The following is a 16,638-nucleotide window of genomic DNA, read 5'->3' as shown; positions in this document are numbered from 1 at the left end:
AGGAATACCCAAGTCTGGCTGAAGGGATCGGTCTTGAAAACCGACAGGCGGGTCATACCGCGCGGGGGTTCGAATCCCTCTTCCTCCTCCATTTTTATCACATTTATATCGTCGCGGGGTGGAGCAGTTCGGTAGCTCGTCGGGCTCATAACCCGAAGGTCGCAGGTTCAAATCCTGTCCCCGCAATAAATGGTCCGGTAGTTCAGTTGGTTAGAATGCCTGCCTGTCACGCAGGAGGTCGCGGGTTCGAGTCCCGTCCGGACCGCCATTTATACATAATATTTTAAGGCTCAGTAGCTCAGTCGGTAGAGCAATGGACTGAAAATCCATGTGTCGGCGGTTCGATTCCGTCCTGAGCCACCATTTTTCTGTAAATGATTTTTAATAGAATTGTGGCGGTCGTGGCGAAGTGGTTAACGCATCGGATTGTGGTTCCGACATTCGTGGGTTCGATTCCCATCGGTCGCCCCATTTAATATAATTATGTATTAGCGGGTGTAGTTTAATGGTAAAACCTCAGCCTTCCAAGCTGATGTCGTGGGTTCGATTCCCATCACCCGCTCCAATAACTTTAAATAATAGGGGCCTATAGCTCAGCTGGTTAGAGCGCACGCCTGATAAGCGTGAGGTCGATGGTTCGAGTCCATTTAGGCCCATTTTATTCCGCAGTAGCTCAGTGGTAGAGCAATCGGCTGTTAACCGATCGGTCGCAAGTTCGAGTCTTGCCTGCGGAGCCATATATATGGGGAAGTACTCAAGAGGCTGAAGAGGCGCCCCTGCTAAGGGTGTAGGTCGGGCAACCGGCGCGAGGGTTCAAATCCCTCCTTCTCCGCCATTGGCCCGTTGGTCAAGCGGTTAAGACACCGCCCTTTCACGGCGGTAACACGGGTTCGAATCCCGTACGGGTCATACTAAAAAAGCTAGTTCAAAGATTATTCTTTGAACTAGCTTTTTTTTATAATTAAAATTTTCTAATCGGACTTTTTAGAATCTATACTGATCCCTGTACTTCTTGGTAATAATTATTCTGCAATAATATGTCCCTCTACTATTGGCTTTTCGCCATATCAACCTTAGTAACTTGCTGTAGATATTTCTCCCTGGATATTGGCATTTCCCTGTTCATTCATTCTCTCTATGCCATAATCTAATGAAGATTGAATTAGTAACAGAATATGGACTTAAAATTGATTCAATTTCTGGAGATGCTTAAACAAATTTTAGGGGAGTAGCAGCGAATTCAGGAGTTATATTAAGCGTCTATCGACATCCAACGGGCTTTCAAGGATTCTTACGTCACAAACCGAAGTTTTAACGGCGCCTATCAGGATTCTATCGGCGCAAATCCAAGTTCTATAAGCGGCTTACCAATTTAACTTCCGCCCCTTCTCTGTCTTTTTTCTAGGTTTTTATCTTTTAATTCTCCCATTATATTTTTTAAAATTGGATACAAATAGCATGCAAGGGTGACGGTCATAATAAATAAATGATCGTCTTTTTTAAATCCAATTTTATAAGCCTTTCTACTCATTCATTCTCTTAATTTGAAATTTACAAAAAATTAAGAAGGTATTTAAGTGGGGAGGAAGAACTTGTTAAAGAGCAAGGTCAAATATTTACTTTTACTTACATATCATTTCTCTTCAAAAACACCCCGATTTTTACAATTCAAACGATCATTCAATAAGAAGGTGGGAATTTGACAACTGTGTATCCTAGTAATTTTGACATTCATTTATTTCATGAAGGTAATCTCTATCAAGCGTATTCACTGTTTGGGGCACATATAGAGTCTACTGATGAAGGAGTGTACACAACGTTTTGTGTATGGGCACCTTATGCGAAACAGGTTCGGCTTGTCGGCAGTTTCAATGATTGGAACGGTGCAGGGTATGACATGGAAAGACTCAACGACGAAGGTATTTGGTATCTTAAAATTAACAAGAATTTAGAACATGAATTATACAAGTATGAAATGATCAGTCCAGCTGGGTTATCCGTTTTAAAGACGGACCCGTATGCCTTTTATACGGAGGAACGCCCTCATACGGCAGGGATTGTTTATTCGCTAGATGGTTATGAGTGGAACGATGATGAATGGCAGATGAAAAAGAGAAAATCGGTCAGCTATGACGAACCGATGTGCATTTACGAAGTTCATTTAGGTACATGGAAAAGAAAAGAAGATGGGAGTCTTTATACGTACCGAGAGCTGGCAGATGATCTCATTCCTTATGTAAAAGGACAAGGGTTTACGCATATTGAAGTGCTGCCGCTTACAGAGCATCCATTTGACCGTTCTTGGGGTTATCAAAGCACGGGTTACTTTGCAGCGACCAGCCGCTATGGCACACCGAAAGATTTTATGTATTTTGTGGATCAATGCCATCAATATGGACTGGGAGTCATCATGGATTGGGTGCCTGGACATTTTTGTAAAGATGAACATGGCTTACATTGCTTGGATGGTGGCTATGTGTATGAATATGAAAATGACTGGGACCGGGAAAATTATATTTGGGGAACGGCTAACTTTGATTTAGGCAAAACCGAGGTTCAAAGCTTTCTCATTTCTAATGCAGTTTACTGGTTTGATTACTTCCATATCGATGGATTTCGGGTAGATGCAGTAGCGAATATTATTTATTGGCCGAATCGAGAAGAGCTGGAAATGAATCCGTTTGGCATTCAGTTCTTAAAAAAGCTCAATCAAGCCGTTTTTGCTTTTGAGCCCAAGGCTTTAATGATTGCTGAAGATTCAACTGATTGGCCTCAAGTGACGTATCCTGTGCATGACGGAGGCCTTGGATTTAATTATAAATGGAATATGGGTTGGATGAATGATGTGCTTAAGTACATGGAGACACATTGGCATGACAGGGGGAAATACCATCACTTGATGACATTTTCACTGATGTACGCTCATTCAGAAAACTTTATTTTGCCATTTTCTCATGATGAAGTTGTACATGGAAAGAAGTCACTTTTAAGCAAAATGCCAGGCGATTATTGGCAAAAGTTTGCCCAGCTCCGTTTGTTAATGGCTTATTTAATGGCTCATCCAGGCAAAAAACTTGTATTCATGGGAACGGAATTGGCTCCATTTTCAGAATGGAAGGACTTAGAAGAGATTGACTGGCATTTATATGAATATGATATGCACAACAAATTTAATGTATATTTTAGGCGTTTGCTGCATGTATATAGAGAGTGTGCGTCTTTATATGAATTAGATCATACTGCTGAAGGGTTTCAGTGGATTGATGTCCACAATGCAGAACAAAGTGTCTTTTCTTTTATTAGATGGGATCAGCAAGGAAACCCTATTATTGCTGTTTATAATTTTAGCGAATATGGTTATGAGCAGTATAAAGTAGGGGTGCCAGAAGCTTGTGATTATATGGAAGTGTTGAATAGTGACGATCAGCGATTTGGAGGGTCCAATCAAGTAAACACGATTGTTATAAAATCTGAAAAAGGTGTTTATCATGGACAGCCAGCCTCTATTGAAATAAAGCTGCCGCCTTTTGGTGCAGTATTTATCCAGCCGAACAATAAATAGGGAGGGGAAATAATGGTTAAAGAAAAATGTGTGGCGATGTTATTAGCAGGAGGAAAAGGAAGCAGGCTCCGGGAATTAACGGAGGGACTAGCTAAACCTGCAGTACCATTCGGAGGAAAGTACAGAATCATTGACTTTACTTTAAGCAACTGTGCCAATTCCAATATACATACGGTTGGCGTACTGACCCAATATCAGCCTCTCGTTTTAAATTCCTATATCGGAATTGGAAGCGCATGGGATTTGGATCGCAAAAACGGCGGCGTAACCGTGCTTCCTCCATACAGTGAAACGTCAGAAGTAAAGTGGTATTCAGGCACCGCCAGCGCTATTTTTCAAAACTTAAACTACCTGAACCAATATGATCCAGAATATGTGCTGATTCTTTCAGGCGACCATATCTATAAAATGGATTATTCTAAAATGCTCGATTATCATATCGAAAAACAGTCAGAAGTGACCATTTCGGTGATTGAAGTTCCATGGGAAGAAGCAAGTCGTTTTGGAATTATGAGCACCAATGAAGAAATGGAAATTACTGATTTCGCTGAGAAACCGGAAGAACCGACAAGTAATCTAGCTTCCATGGGGATCTATATTTTCAACTGGAAAGTGTTGAAGAAGTACTTAGAGATTGATGAAAAAAATCCGAATTCTTCTAATGATTTTGGGAAAGATATTATTCCATTTATGCTGGAGGAAAAATTAAGACTGTTCGCTTATCCATTTTCCGGTTACTGGAAAGATGTAGGTACGATCCAAAGCCTGTGGGAAGCAAATATGGATTTGCTTGACAGAGAAAAAGACCTCAATTTATTAGATCATTCGTGGAGAATCTATTCAGTCAATCCTAATCAGCCGCCGCAAATCATTGCGGAAACAGCTCTAGTCAAAGACTCTTTAGTGAACGAAGGCTGCGTGATTGAGGGAGAAATCGAACATTCCATTCTATTTCAAGGTGTAGAAGTGGGAGAAGAGACGGTGATTAAAGACAGCGTGATTATGCCGAATGCTCAGATCGGCCGCAACTGCTTAATTGAACGGGCGATTGTTTTAAGCGATTTAGAGATTCCGGATGATGTGAAAATTTATAATGAGGGTGAAGACATCATTTTAGTCACGAAAGAGTTTCTGGAAGAATTCATGGGGCAAAAACAATAGGTTGGAGAAGGAGGAAGCGGAATGAATAAATCAATGCTTGGCGTTATTGATGCAACTACACACCCGGAAGCCATGGGGGATTTATTAAATCATCGGTCACTGGCGGCTCTCCCTTTTGCAGGGCGCTATCGGCTGATTGATTTTATCTTGTCTAATATGGTCAATTCAGGAATTCAAAGTGTAGCTATCTTTCCTAAATCGCAATACCGTTCTTTAATGGATCATTTGGGATCAGGGAAAAATTGGGATCTTGACCGAAAGCGGGATGGACTCTTTTTCTTCCCTTCGCCTAATGTAGACCATGAAGAGGAGGAAATAGGAGCGTTTAGCCATTTTGCCCACCATTTAGATTACTTTTATCGGAGCAAGCAAACATATGCGCTGATCAGCAATTGCTATACAGTGTTCAATATGGACTTTTCCCCCATTCTAGAAAGGCTTGAGAGCCATGAGTGCGATATATTAGAAATTTGCAATCAAGGCAAGCCTGTTGATATGTATGTCGTGCCTGTCTCGCTGTTAATTGACTTTGTTACTAATCGCAAAGAAACTGGCTATACCAGCATGCGTGATATCGTCAATGATGATAGTCATATGTACAATGTATGCCGTTATGAGTGCAGCGGATATTGTGAGCAAATTCAATCTACAACTGACTTGTACCGTACCAGTATGGAATTATTAAAAAAAGAAAATTGGAGTCAGCTATTTAATAAGTTTCAGCCGGTTTATACGAAAGTGAAAGATGAGCCTCCAACAAAGTACACAAACCGCTCAGCCGTTCGCAATTCGATGATTGCCAATGGGGCAAGAATTGAAGGAGAAATTACAGACAGCATTATCTCACGCGCCGTTCGTGTCGGAGAAAATACAGAAATTAAGCGCAGTATTATTATGCAAAAGAGTCAAGTTGGCCGCAATTGCTTACTAGAGCATGTAATTATTGATAAAGATGTCATAATTGGCGATGGTGTCACGTTAAGAGGGACACCAGATGAGCCAATAGTGATCCGAAAAGGGTCTATACAAGGAGCGTTGATGAATTCGTGAAATTATTATTTGTTGTATCAGAGTGCGTGCCCTTCATTAAATCAGGTGGTCTTGCAGACGTGGCCGGCTCACTTCCGAAAGAGCTAAAGAAGCTCGGGGCGGATATCCGTGTGATGCTGCCGAAATACGGAATGATTGAAGAGAAGTATAAACGTGAAATGAGTAAAGTGGCTGAATACACGGTTCCAGTCGGCTGGAGAAATCAATATTGCGGAATTGAACAGCTGGAAAAAGATGGCGTCATCTATTATTTCATAGATAATGAATATTATTTTAACAGAGATCGTTTATATGGGTTTTATGATGATGGCGAGCGTTTTTCGTTTTATACAAGAGCGGTGTTAGACAGTCTGCCTCATCTCGATTTCTATCCTGATATTATTCATTGCCATGATTGGCATACGGCGATGATTCCATTTATGCTGAGAGCCGAACACCAAGACCGCGTGGGGTATGAACTGATTCGGACTGTGTTTACCATTCATAATTTAATGTTCCAGGGTATCTTCCCTAAGAGTGTACTGACTGATTTGTTAAATCTTCACGACCGTCATTTTACGAGTGATCAGCTGGAGTTCTATGGGAATCTGAACTTTTTGAAAGGCGCGCTTATATCTGCTGATGCCATTACCACTGTAAGCCCTACATACTGTGATGAAATCCGAACGTGGTACTACGGAGAAAAGCTCGATGGAGTGATTAATCAGCGTGCAGAGGATCTAACCGGGATTTTAAATGGCATTGATTATTCTGTCTATACACCAGAAGAAAGTATGGTCCCTTTCAATAGCCGCACCATAACAAAGAAGGCGGAAAATAAACGCCTGCTTCAAAAGAAACTGAACTTGGGTGAAAGAAAAGATGTGCCGATTATTTCAATCATTTCTCGGCTGACTAAACAAAAAGGACTCGATCTTGTGCAGCATGTGTTTCATGAAATCATGGAGCAGGATCTTCAAATGGTTGTTCTTGGGACAGGAGAGCAAGAGTTTGAATGGTTCTTTAAAGAAATGGAATGGAAATATCCTCAAAGTGTTCGAACCATTATTGGCTTTGATGAGGATTTGGCGAAACAAATTTATGCTGGATCCGATTTGTTTTTAATGCCGTCTCGCTTTGAGCCGTGTGGGCTGGGTCAGTTAATTGCGATGAGATATGGCACTCTGCCGGTTGTTCGGGAAACCGGCGGGTTAAATGATACCGTGCATTCTTATAACGAGGAAACAGGCCAAGGAAATGGTTTTTCATTTTCTAACTTTAATGCCCATGATATGCTCCATACGATTGAGCGTGCGAGAAGAATATTTAAAGAGAAAGACGTTTTTGAAAGCTTGGTGAAGCAGGCCATGGAAAAGGATTACAGCTGGGCTCAGTCGGCAAGGAAATACAATGAGCTTTATTCTGATTTATCATCCAGGAGGGAAAGCCATGTTTTCTAATAAAGAGGCATTTAAACAATCATTCACGAAACGGCTTGAGCGCGCGTACGGCAAGAATTTTGAGGATTCGACTCCATCGGATCAATTTCAGACGCTTGGTCATATGGTTCGGGAATATATTAGTTCAGATTGGATTAAAACGAATGAACAATATAATGCCGCTAAGCAAAAGAAGGTCTATTATTTATCTATTGAGTTTTTGCTAGGGCGTTTGCTTGGCCAGAATTTAATCAATTTAGGAATTGATCAGATCGTTAAAGAGGGACTTGAAGAATTAAATATTTCTCTTGGGGATTTAGAAGAAATTGAATCAGATGCCGCTCTTGGAAATGGCGGCCTTGGCCGTTTGGCTGCTTGTTTTCTCGACTCACTCGCTTCTTTAAACTTGCCAGGCCATGGCTGCGGCATTCGTTATAAGCATGGATTGTTTGAACAAAGAATGGTCGATGGCTTTCAGCTTGAGCTTCCGGAGCATTGGCTGCAGTATGGACACGTATGGGAAGTAAGAAAGCTTGATTTGGCCGTTGAAGTGCCATTCTGGGGGAAAGTCGAGTCCTATGAAGAAAGCGGCGTGCTGAAGTTCAGGCATGTAGACGCGGAATATGTCAGCGCGGTACCATATGATATGCCGGTTGTAGGGTATGAAACAGAAACAGTGAATACTTTAAGGCTATGGAGTGCGGAACCGTCTCGCTATATGCCGAATCAGGATATCTTAAAGTACAAAAAAGAAACAGAAGCAATCTCTGAATTTTTATACCCGGATGATACGCAGGATGAAGGGAAGATTTTGCGCTTAAAGCAGCAATATTTTCTTGTTTCCGCCAGTATACGTTCCATTATCCAAAGTTATTTAACACAACACAAGGATGTAGGAGAGCTTCATAAACATGTGAGTATTCATATTAACGACACGCACCCTGTGTTAGCCATTCCTGAAATGATGCGGATTTTAATGGATGACCATCATCTTGGATGGAAAGAGGCTTGGCATGTCACTACGCATACATTTGCCTATACGAATCATACAACGCTGTCAGAGGCGCTTGAGCGGTGGCCTGTTCGGATCTTCCAGCCGCTTTTGCCAAGGATCTTTATGATTGTGCAAGAGATTAATGAAAGATTCTGCAAAGGCTTATGGGAAGCTTATCCTGGGGACTGGGATCGAATTGAGCAGATGGCCATTTTGGCACATGGAGAAGTGAAGATGGCTCACTTGGCTATTGCCGGAAGCTATAGCGTGAACGGTGTAGCGAAACTGCATACGGAAATATTGAAAAATAGGGAAATGAACTTATTTTATCAATACCAGCCAGAAAAATTTAATAATAAAACGAACGGAATGACTCACCGACGCTGGCTCATTAAAGCTAACCCGGAATTAACGAATTTACTTAAGGAATCAATCGGAGACAGCTGGATGAAAGAGCCGGAGCAATTGTCGAAGCTTGCTAAGTTTAAAGATGACGCCAGCTTCTTAAAGCAGCTTGATGAAGTGAAGAAGAAGCGTAAAGATATTTTGGCGAAACGGATTTATGAGCAAAATGGAATCAAAGTAGATACGTCTTCCATTTTTGATGTACAGGTGAAGAGACTCCATGCTTATAAGCGCCAGCTATTAAATATTTTGCATATTTTATATTTGTATAATCGAATTTGTGACGATCCTTCATTTGATATGCCGCCGCGCACATTTATATTCGGAGCAAAAGCGTCTCCAGGGTATTATTACGCAAAGCGGATTATTAAACTGATTCATTCAGTGGCAGAAAGAGTCAATCATGATCCGGCAGTGAAAGGCAGAATTCAGATTGTCTTTCTAGAAAACTACAGAGTATCTTTAGCGGAAGAGATCATTCCGGCTGCGGATATCAGTGAGCAAATTTCTACAGCGAGTAAAGAGGCATCTGGAACAGGAAACATGAAATTTATGATGAATGGCGCTTTGACAGTAGGAACACTCGACGGGGCGAACATTGAAATTCTAGAGCAAGTAGGCAAAGAAAACATCTTTATTTTTGGTTTGAAAGCGGAAGAAGTCATGAAGTTTGAAAGAGAAGGCGGCTATCGTTCGATGGATTATTACCATCATGATAAACAAATTCAGCAAACGCTCGATCAGTTAGTAGACGGGTTTTTAAATGATAATGGCCAGTTTGGCATGATCTATGATTCTCTTCTGATGGAAAATGATCAGTATTTTGTGCTGAAAGACTTTGCGGCCTACCGCGATATACAGCAGCAAGCAGGACAGATCTATGCGAGCGACCATAAGCGCTGGCTTAAAATGGCGGTGCAAAATATCAGCCAGTCAGGATATTTCTCAAGTGACCGGACGATCAGTGAATATGCCAAAGACATTTGGGGAATTCAGCCGCGAGGCAGCAAGCTGCTTGCAAGGAAATAAAATAAAGTCTGCCGGCATCCCCGGCAGACTTTATTATTTATCTTCTACGTATCCATCAGATTTCTTGTAAGGCAGGTCACCTAATGGAGTTTCCATCCCCTCATCTTCAAGATCCTCCGTGTACTCTCTTTCTTTTTCTGAGCGGTAAAACCCTTTGTTTTCACCATTGATATCTGTAGCTGTAAAGCTTTCATATTCCTCTGTAAATCCTTCTTCTTCCGGTTCTTCGTATAAGTCACTAAAGTTTTCGTGGTCGCCTTCAAAATCTGATGGCGTTTCGGATGTTCCAAAGCTTGCTACTTCTTGAAAGCTGTCTTCATAATCCTTCACTTCTCTGTCCTTGTGTCGGAAGCGGTCATGATCTCCGGGCTGCAAAATGTCCTCTTCTACAGGGCGGTTCTCATGAAGATCTTGATCGGGCGAATGATCGACCGAATACAGGGCAGTAGGAACGGCTTCTAAACGTTCATAAGGAATTTCTTCTCCGCTCGCCTTGCAAACACCATAGCTGCCATCTTCCATGGCTTGAAGGGCTAAGTCGATCTTTTTCAATTCTTGTTTATCATGAGCTTCTAACGCCAAGTCTTTTTCACGTTCGTATAATTCTGTTCCCGCATCAGCCGGATGGTTGTCGACAAGGGAAAGTTCGCCGGTTGCATCTCTTTCGGAAACCTTGTTCATGTCTTCGCCGACTTCTCCGTTTTTGTTTAATATCTGCTCTTTATGATCTAATAATTGTTTCTTTAAAGAGGCCAATTGTTCGGTTGTTAACATGACTACACATCCTTTTATATTTTCAAATACGATTTTTATTTATTTGATGATGGTTGTTATTGTTATAACCTCTATCTCTGTTTTTAAACATGAAAAAACCTGTCCAAGTGCTGAACAGGTTAGAAAAAATATCCCAGAAATAAACCGATGGATAAAAGGAATCCAAAGATTGTATTTGTTTGTGCTGTTGCTTTCATAGCCGGCATCATTTGCAACGGCTGCGTATTGTTAATAAATCCTTTAGTAGCTTTAATCGCTTTGGGAATACTTAAGAAAGTCAGCAGGAGCCAAGGAGAACTCGAACCTGCAAAGACCATAATGGCAACCCAGGCATATGAAACAATAAACATGGACGCTAAAAGCTGAATCGCTCTTTTTCGCCCGAAAATAATGGCCAGTGTTTTTCTTCCATTTTCTTTATCTCCAACTAAATCTCGAATATTATTGGCGAGTAGAATGGCGCCGACTAAGATAGAAATTGGTATGGAAATAATGAAGCTAGACGCGGTGACGATCCCTGTTTGAATATAAAATGACAATAATATAATCACGACGCCCATAAAGAAGCCAGCTGTTAATTCTCCAAATGGAGTATAAGCAATTGGCAGCGGTCCGCCCGTATAAAAATATCCGGCCGCCATGCAGATGATTCCGATTAAAGCGATCCACCAGGTGGTATGAATACAAATATAAACGCCTAGCAATAAAGCAATCGCAAAGAAAGAAAAAGCGATGGTAAGGACGGTGCGAGGACGAACTCCGTTTCGGACAATGGCTCCGCCGATCCCGACAGAATTTTCATTATCAAGACCGCGCGCATAATCAAAGTATTCGTTAAACATGTTTGTTGCCGCTTGAATCAGCAAACAGGCAATCAGCATAGCGAAAAACAAATCCATGCGAAGCGGTGCATAATCCAAAGCCAATACAGTTCCTAAAAAGACGGGAACAAAAGCGGCGGTAAGCGTATGGGGCCTCATTAGCTGCCACCATATTTTAAAGCCTTTATCTGGCTCAATAGCAGTAGGTGTGTTGACTTCCATCATTCGTTTCTCTCCCTATATTTAAATGGCAATGAATCGATTTAATCATTACTTCTAGATTAAGTTTAGAAAAGGAAAAGATAAGTGTCAATTACTTTTCACAATTAAAGGGGAACCTGTGTTTTCCAATGAAGCCGATTCTTGTTAGATGCAATGAGTAAAATCTTATATAATAAGGATACCAGCGGCTGTACTTCGTTCTCAATCGTTGACAGTACCTGTTAATGAGGTGTATCTTTAAATAAGTTTGTAAACGATTAATTACTGCTTAAAGTGCAATGGAGGAGATTTCATTGTCTACTATAAAAGGCCATCCTATGAAAAAAGCCTTTATACATTTAATTAAAGAAAAACAGAATACAAAGCAATCGACCTTGTTCAGTTATGTAGAAGAAGTGGAATGGATTGATCCGTTAACCTTTTATCATAATGGACAATCTATTTATGCTGGAGAAAGATTCTTCTGGAAGGATCGTGACGGGGAACTAACTCTTGCTGGTCTTGGAAATATTCACACCCTAAGAAGTGAAGCGACAGATAACGGCCGATATAAAGAGATCGAAGACAAATGGGAACTGCTGATGAAACAAGCGTCCATTCACAATTCTTTTGAGGCTTATGGCACAGGTCCTTGTGTTTTTGGAGGATTTTCATTTGATCCTGAACAGATGCAAGAAAAGGAATGGTCGAATTTTTCCCCTGCCTTTTTTTATGTTCCTGAGTTTATGCTCACCTCTTATAACGGGAAAATGTACTTGACTACTAACATTATTTGCACGCCTGATGATTCATCCATTCTGTTTGATAAAGCGGAAAGCCGAAAAAATCAGCTTTTGCGTTCGTCGAAGTATTTGGTATCAAATACGAATGAAGCTCAGCCGCTCCTGCAGATTAATGAAGGCAATACACACGAGTGGAAGCAGTCAGTTTCACAAGTCGTCAGCCATATCCAGCGTGATGAAGAATTGAAAAAAGTGGTGCTGGCTAGAAAAATTACAGCTGACTTTAAAGAGGATCTGCTGCCTGAAGCGGTTCTTGAAAGCCTGCTTGAGCAGCAGCCGGACAGCTTTATTTTTTCATTTGAAGCGATGGACAGCTGCTTTTTAGGAGCATCACCTGAACGTCTTGTCAGAAAGCGTGATCAAGTAGCCTTGTCTACATGTCTGGCAGGATCTATTAGACGGGGTTCAACTGAGGAAGAGGATCAGGCACTTGGAGAAGAGCTGCTTGGAGATCACAAAAACCTAGTGGAGCATGACTATGTCGTGCAAATGATTGGGGAAGAAATGTCTGGTTTATGTGAAAAAATAAACATTCCAGAAAAGCCGGTTTTAATGAAGATTCGTGACATTCAGCATCTGTATACTCCTGTGGTCGGCCATGCAGACAAGAATTTATCCATCTTGAACTTTGTTGAAAAACTGCATCCAACACCTGCACTCGGCGGATTGCCTACAGAAAAGGCGCTAGAAGAAATCCGCAAGCTCGAAAAGATGGATCGCGGGTTATATGCAGCTCCTGTTGGGTGGATGGATTATCGTAAAAATGGTGAATTTGCCGTAGCTATTCGATCGGGCTTGCTGAAAAAGAAACAAGCATTTTTATATGCCGGCTGCGGTGTCGTAGAGGATTCGGATGCAGAGAGCGAATTTACAGAAACTCGTATCAAGTTCCGTCCGATGCTGCGGGCGATTGGGGGAGCAGAACGTGAATGAACATCAGAAAGATTTAACTCTATATACAGCTCATTTTATTGATGAGCTAATTCAATCAGGAGTAGAATGCGCCGTCATCAGCCCAGGGTCGCGTTCTACTCCTATGGCGCTTTTAATGGCGGAACATCCTCGTCTAACGACTTATTTACAAATTGATGAGCGGTCCGCTGGATTTTTTGCACTGGGTTTGGCTAAAGCATCGAAAAAACCGGTTGCCCTGCTTTGTACTTCCGGAACAGCTGCAGCGAATTATTTTCCTGCCATTACTGAAGCCAAGAATGCCCGTGTACCTTTAATCGTCCTGACTTCTGACCGGCCCCATGAATTAAGAGAAGTAGGAGCTCCGCAGGCCATTGATCAGATTCAAATGTACGGAAACGCTGTGAAGTGGTTTTCAGAAATGGCACTGCCAGATTCTGAGAATAGTATGCTTAGATATGTCCGTTCGTCAGCCGCCCGCGCAGTCTTTACTTCGATGCAGTCGCCAAGCGGTGCAGTTCATCTGAACTTTCCGTTTCGCGAGCCTCTAATTCCTGATTACGATGGAATATTTGAGCGTTTAGAAGACTCTAGTCCATCTATTCAGCTGACTTCCGGCAAACGAAAGCTGCCGCAAGAAGAAATAAATAGAATAGCGGATCATTTGAATCAAATAGAAAAGGGACTTATAGTATGCGGTGAGGTCGGGGCTGATGGTTTTCCTGAAGAAGTTATTCGGCTGTCGCGTGCGCTTGGATTTCCAATCTTAGCTGATCCGCTTTCGCAGCTGAGGAGTGGTATGAGCGACTTGGGCATGGTGATTGACAGTTATGATGCCCTGTTAAAAAATGACTCAGTGAAACAAGAAGCCGCTTTTGACGTTGTGCTGCGATTTGGCGCGATTCCGGTATCGAAGCCTTTAACTTTATATTTAAAACAGCATATTGGCAAAGAACATCTGATTATCGATGAAAGCGGAGGCTGGCGTGATCCGCTCGGTGCTGCAACGCAAATGGTTGCTTGCTGTGAAACAGCTTTTTGCAAAGATATGGCTGACTATTTAGGCAATGACCTAAAGAACAGTGAGTGGCTTAGAAGATGGCAGGAGCTTAATGAGAAAGCAAGTGTCACTATGAAAGAGGTAAGCCTTTTACCGGAAATGGATGAAGGACGAGTGTTATATCAGATCATTCAGCAAATTCCGGATCGCTCTTCATTATTTGTCGGAAACAGTATGCCGATCAGAGACTTAGACTCCTTCTTTTTCTCTACAGATAAATGCATAAAAGTTTATGCGAATCGCGGAGCAAATGGAATTGATGGGTTAGTATCAAGTGCATTAGGAGCGGCGGCTTATGATGAACAGCTGTATTTAGTCATTGGCGATCTATCTTTCTTCCATGATTTTAATGGGCTGCTGGCTGCTAAATTAAATGGGATAAAAATGACAGTTATTGTGGTGAATAACAATGGAGGCGGCATTTTCTCCTACCTTCCGCAATCCGGCCATCCGAAACATTTCGAATCTCTGTTTGGCACTCCTGCTGATCTGGATTTCAAGCATGCAGCTAAGTTGTATGGCGGGGAATATTGCAAGGTGGAAAGCATGGGTCAATTAGAATCTGCACTGGCCGAGTCTATTCACTCAGAAGATCGTTTATTTATCATAGAAGCAATCACAGACCGCACGCAGAACGTGATGAACCATCGGGGTTTGTGGAAGAAAGTTTCCCGGGAAATAGATGATTTGACGGCTGGTGATGATTTTTGGAAATAATGGTCAATGGCTGTAACTATCATTATCACTTGTCCGGTGAAGGAGAACCGCTTTTATTGCTGCATGGATTTACAGGAGATCATTCGACGTGGAATGGGGTAATTGACCAGCTTCAATCTACCTATACATGTGTGGCAGTCGATCTTATTGGTCATGGTAAAACAGATAAAAATTTTTCTGCTAAAAGGTATCAAGTCGAAGCTGTGGCTCATGATATGAAGAAGTTAATGAATCAGCTTGGCCACCCAGCTTTTCATGTGTTGGGCTACTCGATGGGAGGACGTCTTGCATTAACGCTTGCTGTGCTTTTTCCTGAATCAGTCAAATCGTTGATGCTTGAAAGTGCGTCACCAGGGTTAAAAACAACGGAAGAAAGAATGAACCGCAGACAAGCGGATGCCCGTTTGGCAGAAAGGATTAGACGCGATGGTGTTGAATCCTTTGTAGATTATTGGGAAGACATTCCGATGTTTGAAAGTCAGAAGAAGCTTCCAAAGAAACGGAGGGATGAGGTAAGAATGCAGCGGTTGGAGAATTCCGTTTCAGGTCTTGCTCTATCACTTGAAGGGATGGGAACTGGCATTCAGCCTTCTTGGTGGGATCACTTGTCTGATTTAAAGATGCCTGTTCTTCTAATAACGGGAACGCTCGACGAAAAATTCACTGCAATAGCAGAAGAAATGTCTCGAAAGCTACCGAATGCTGTGAGAAAAGAAGTATTTAGCGCAGGTCATGCAATTCATGTGGAAGATGAAGAGAAATTTGGTACAATAATAAAAGAGTTCGGATTATTACATATTAGGGAGGAAACATAATGGCTTTTAATTGGGTAAGTGAACGTCAATACGAAGATATCTTATATGAAACATATAACGGAATCGCTAAAATTACGATTAACCGTCCGGAAGTGCGAAATGCTTTTCGTCCGAAAACGGTCATGGAATTAATTGATGCATTTGCGCGCGCGCGTGATAATGAGAAGGTAGGCGTGATCATTCTGACTGGTGCCGGCGATTTGGCTTTCTGCTCAGGAGGAGATCAAAGCGTACGAGGCCACGGCGGATATGTAGGCGACGACCAAATTCCACGTTTAAATGTATTAGACCTTCAGCGTTTAATTCGTGTGATTCCTAAACCAGTTATTGCGATGGTTGCCGGTTATGCAATTGGCGGCGGTCATGTTCTTCACGTTGTGTGTGACTTAACGATTGCAGCAGACAATGCTCGTTTTGGACAAACTGGTCCGACTGTCGGAAGCTTCGATGCTGGCTATGGATCAGGTTACTTAGCGCGTATTATTGGCCATAAGAAAGCGAGAGAAATCTGGTACTTATGCCGTCAATACGATGCACAAGAAGCATTGGATATGGGGCTAGTTAATACGGTTGTTCCATTGGATCAGCTTGAAGCAGAAACCGTTCAATGGGCAGAAGAAATGCTTGAGAAGAGCCCAACTGCGCTGCGCTTCATTAAAGCGGCAATGAATGCCGATACAGATGGTCTAGCAGGCTTACAGCAATTTGCTGGAGATGCTACACTTCTTTACTACACAACAGACGAAGCGAAAGAAGGAAGAGACGCATTTAAAGAAAAGCGCAAGCCAGACTTTGGTCAATTCCCTCGTTTCCCTTAATTAAATCAGCTCATAAAGGAAAGCATGATGGCACCCCATCATGCTTTTTTTCAAAGTTGTACATAGATCAAGTAGTTAATTCTATTTAGAGGAGGCCA

11 protein-coding genes and 9 tRNA genes are annotated in these 16,638 nt (G+C 41.9%); 18 read left to right on the top strand and 2 right to left on the bottom strand.

Going from position 1 to position 16,638, the window contains the following annotated elements:
* Window positions 1-112: 112 nt before the first annotated feature.
* The 14 genes from JOC78_RS13280 to JOC78_RS13215 all read left to right on the top strand — a co-directional run bounded on the left by JOC78_RS13280 (window position 113) and on the right by JOC78_RS13215 (window position 9,619).
* Window positions 113-186: transfer RNA gene (locus JOC78_RS13280), tRNA-Met, on the top strand.
* A 5-nt stretch (window positions 187-191) separates the two neighbouring features.
* Window positions 192-268, top strand: a tRNA-Asp gene (locus JOC78_RS13275).
* Between the two features lie 19 nt (window positions 269-287).
* Window positions 288-363, top strand: a tRNA-Phe gene (locus tag JOC78_RS13270).
* Between the two features lie 32 nt (window positions 364-395).
* A tRNA-His gene (locus JOC78_RS13265) sits at window positions 396-471 on the top strand.
* Between the two features lie 20 nt (window positions 472-491).
* A tRNA-Gly gene (locus JOC78_RS13260) sits at window positions 492-565 on the top strand.
* A gap of 17 nt (window positions 566-582) precedes the next feature.
* Window positions 583-656: transfer RNA gene (locus tag JOC78_RS13255), tRNA-Ile, on the top strand.
* Between the two features lie 6 nt (window positions 657-662).
* Window positions 663-737: transfer RNA gene (locus tag JOC78_RS13250), tRNA-Asn, on the top strand.
* A gap of 7 nt (window positions 738-744) precedes the next feature.
* A tRNA-Ser gene (locus tag JOC78_RS13245) sits at window positions 745-835 on the top strand.
* Between the two features lie 2 nt (window positions 836-837).
* Window positions 838-909: transfer RNA gene (locus JOC78_RS13240), tRNA-Glu, on the top strand.
* A 790-nt stretch (window positions 910-1,699) separates the two neighbouring features.
* The gene (glgB, locus tag JOC78_RS13235) at window positions 1,700-3,562 is read left to right on the top strand and encodes a 1,4-alpha-glucan branching protein GlgB (RefSeq protein ID WP_204556646.1); all 1,863 of its coding nucleotides are present in this window, start codon (window positions 1,700-1,702) and stop codon (window positions 3,560-3,562) included.
* Between the two features lie 12 nt (window positions 3,563-3,574).
* A complete protein-coding gene (locus JOC78_RS13230) occupies window positions 3,575-4,723 on the top strand; it encodes a glucose-1-phosphate adenylyltransferase (RefSeq protein WP_239587161.1) in 1,149 nt (382 codons plus the stop codon).
* 21 nt (window positions 4,724-4,744) lie between these two features.
* The gene (locus JOC78_RS13225) at window positions 4,745-5,773 is read left to right on the top strand and encodes a GlgC family sugar phosphate nucleotidyltransferase (protein ID WP_204556645.1); all 1,029 of its coding nucleotides are present in this window, start codon (window positions 4,745-4,747) and stop codon (window positions 5,771-5,773) included.
* Window positions 5,770-7,212: a glycogen synthase GlgA gene (glgA, locus tag JOC78_RS13220; protein ID WP_204556643.1), complete on the top strand. Its 1,443-nt coding sequence runs from the start codon at window positions 5,770-5,772 to the stop codon at window positions 7,210-7,212. Before JOC78_RS13225 ends, glgA begins: the two co-directional genes overlap by 4 nt.
* Entirely contained in the window at window positions 7,202-9,619 is a 2,418-nt protein-coding gene (locus JOC78_RS13215) for a glycogen/starch/alpha-glucan phosphorylase (protein WP_204556642.1), read from the top strand. Before glgA ends, JOC78_RS13215 begins: the two co-directional genes overlap by 11 nt.
* A 33-nt stretch (window positions 9,620-9,652) precedes the next feature.
* Here the strand turns inward: JOC78_RS13215 and JOC78_RS13210 are convergent, their stop codons facing one another.
* Both JOC78_RS13210 and JOC78_RS13205 read right to left on the bottom strand, forming a co-directional pair.
* A complete protein-coding gene (locus JOC78_RS13210; RefSeq protein ID WP_204556641.1) occupies window positions 9,653-10,393 on the bottom strand; it encodes a TraR/DksA C4-type zinc finger protein in 741 nt (246 codons plus the stop codon).
* 119 nt (window positions 10,394-10,512) lie between these two features.
* Window positions 10,513-11,436 (bottom strand): 1,4-dihydroxy-2-naphthoate polyprenyltransferase, encoded by a 924-nt coding sequence (locus tag JOC78_RS13205; RefSeq protein WP_204556660.1) that lies wholly within the window; start codon window positions 11,434-11,436, stop codon window positions 10,513-10,515.
* 293 nt (window positions 11,437-11,729) lie between these two features.
* Between JOC78_RS13205 and JOC78_RS13200 the strand changes: the two genes are divergently transcribed.
* The 4 genes from JOC78_RS13200 to menB are packed head-to-tail and all read left to right on the top strand — an operon-like array spanning window position 11,730 to window position 16,540.
* Window positions 11,730-13,151 carry an isochorismate synthase gene (locus JOC78_RS13200; protein ID WP_204556640.1) on the top strand — a complete coding sequence of 474 codons (1,422 nt, stop codon included), beginning with the start codon at window positions 11,730-11,732 and terminating at the stop codon, window positions 13,149-13,151.
* Window positions 13,144-14,907 carry a 2-succinyl-5-enolpyruvyl-6-hydroxy-3-cyclohexene-1-carboxylic-acid synthase gene (gene menD / locus JOC78_RS13195; protein WP_338023208.1) on the top strand — a complete coding sequence of 588 codons (1,764 nt, stop codon included), beginning with the start codon at window positions 13,144-13,146 and terminating at the stop codon, window positions 14,905-14,907. Before JOC78_RS13200 ends, menD begins: the two co-directional genes overlap by 8 nt.
* The gene (gene menH, locus JOC78_RS13190) at window positions 14,898-15,722 is read left to right on the top strand and encodes a 2-succinyl-6-hydroxy-2,4-cyclohexadiene-1-carboxylate synthase (protein ID WP_420829939.1); all 825 of its coding nucleotides are present in this window, start codon (window positions 14,898-14,900) and stop codon (window positions 15,720-15,722) included. The genes menD and menH overlap by 10 nt, the downstream gene beginning before the upstream one ends.
* Entirely contained in the window at window positions 15,722-16,540 is an 819-nt protein-coding gene (gene menB / locus JOC78_RS13185) for a 1,4-dihydroxy-2-naphthoyl-CoA synthase (protein WP_204556638.1), read from the top strand. The genes menH and menB overlap by 1 nt, the downstream gene beginning before the upstream one ends.
* The last annotated feature ends 98 nt before the right edge of the window (window positions 16,541-16,638 follow it).

The sequence above is a fragment of the Bacillus ectoiniformans genome (assembly GCF_016908875.1).
GTDB lineage: Bacteria > Bacillota > Bacilli > Bacillales > Domibacillaceae > Bacillus_BX > Bacillus_BX ectoiniformans.
The sequence above is the reverse complement of the archived record's forward strand: the minus strand, read 5'-3'. Positions and strand labels throughout refer to the sequence as shown.